Below are 1131 nucleotides of genomic sequence, written 5' to 3'. Positions count from 1 at the left end.
CAGGAATCCCTGCCGCTGGGGCACGACGAAGACCGGGGCGTCTGGCAGGCCAGCTGGGTGTTCCGGGAATACGCTTCCCCGCTGCAGTTCCGCCAGCAGACAAAAAAAGGCGACCCGAACGCGATCCTCGAAGCGCGCAACCGGGGAGACTGGGAAGGCAAAATCAACTCCATCGCCACCGGTACCGGCATGTACAAGGGCGCTGTCCTCGAACATCCGTACCGTCAGGTCGGCATGGTGTCGGCCTGGTGTATCGGGGACCCGGAGCGCATCGAAGAGCTGCTGGGCCTGGTGGAAGGCATCGGCCCGCTGCGCCGGCAGGGGTTCGGACGCATTCGGGAATGGACCGTCGAGCCGGATCCGGCTGCGGAGGAAAACTGGATGCATCGGGCGCTGCCCGACAACCCGGGCGGATTCCTCCATACGGCCGGAGCCCTGTCCCCGCCCTACTGGCGCCAGGATCGGGTGCATCCCGTCTGGATTCCCAGTACGGACCGGCTCTGATGTTGCCGCTGCAACGCGAGCACCGCTCTGGCGCTCCCCGTGCCGGGGAGTGCTCGTTGGCGCCGGGATGCGGTGTGTGGCAGATTGCGAATACCGTCGGGGCATCGGTTCAGGCCGAGAAGGTGGACCGCTCGCAAATGGGGGCGAGAGCCGCATTGATGGCGGGGTGCAGCGAAGTCTGGTGGAAGAACTGTCCTGCGGGGCAGTGGTTGGAACTGCGCCACCACTCGGTTCGACCCGCTGACCGGTTTTGGTGGAAGAACTGTCCTGCGGGCAGTGATTGGAAATCAATGCCAGCTCTTCGGCTTTGCTGTGGGGGCAACGGTGCAAGAACAGCTTTCCGGCTGTGGTAACCCAACGCTGATCCATTCAGCGTCGATCTTGGACAATCTGGAGAAACGGAACCGCCCATAATGGCGCCAGGATCGGGTGCATCCCGTCTGGATTCCCAGTACGGACCGGCTCTGATGTCGCCGCTGCCACGCGAGCACCGCTCTGGCGCTCCCCGTGCCGGGGAGTGCTCGTTGGCGCAGGGATGCGGTGTGTGGCAGGTTGCGAGTTCCGCCGGGGCATCAGTGAAGGCCGCGAAGGCGGACCGCTCGCAAATGGGGCTCGAGAGCCGCATTG

The 1131-nt window shown here is 64.9% G+C and carries 1 protein-coding gene; it reads left to right on the top strand.

Going from position 1 to position 1131, the window contains the following annotated elements; translation table 11 throughout:
• The coding region (locus F573_RS15335) for a hypothetical protein (RefSeq protein WP_019023121.1) at nt 1–504 on the top strand (504 nt) is incomplete at its 5' end.
• Between the last annotated feature and the right edge of the window lie 627 nt (nt 505–1131).

Origin of the sequence: Thioalkalivibrio sp. ALE23 (assembly GCF_000378545.1) — a bacterium.
GTDB lineage: Bacteria > Pseudomonadota > Gammaproteobacteria > Ectothiorhodospirales > Ectothiorhodospiraceae > Thioalkalivibrio.
This window is presented reverse-complemented; position numbering and strand designations above follow the sequence as displayed.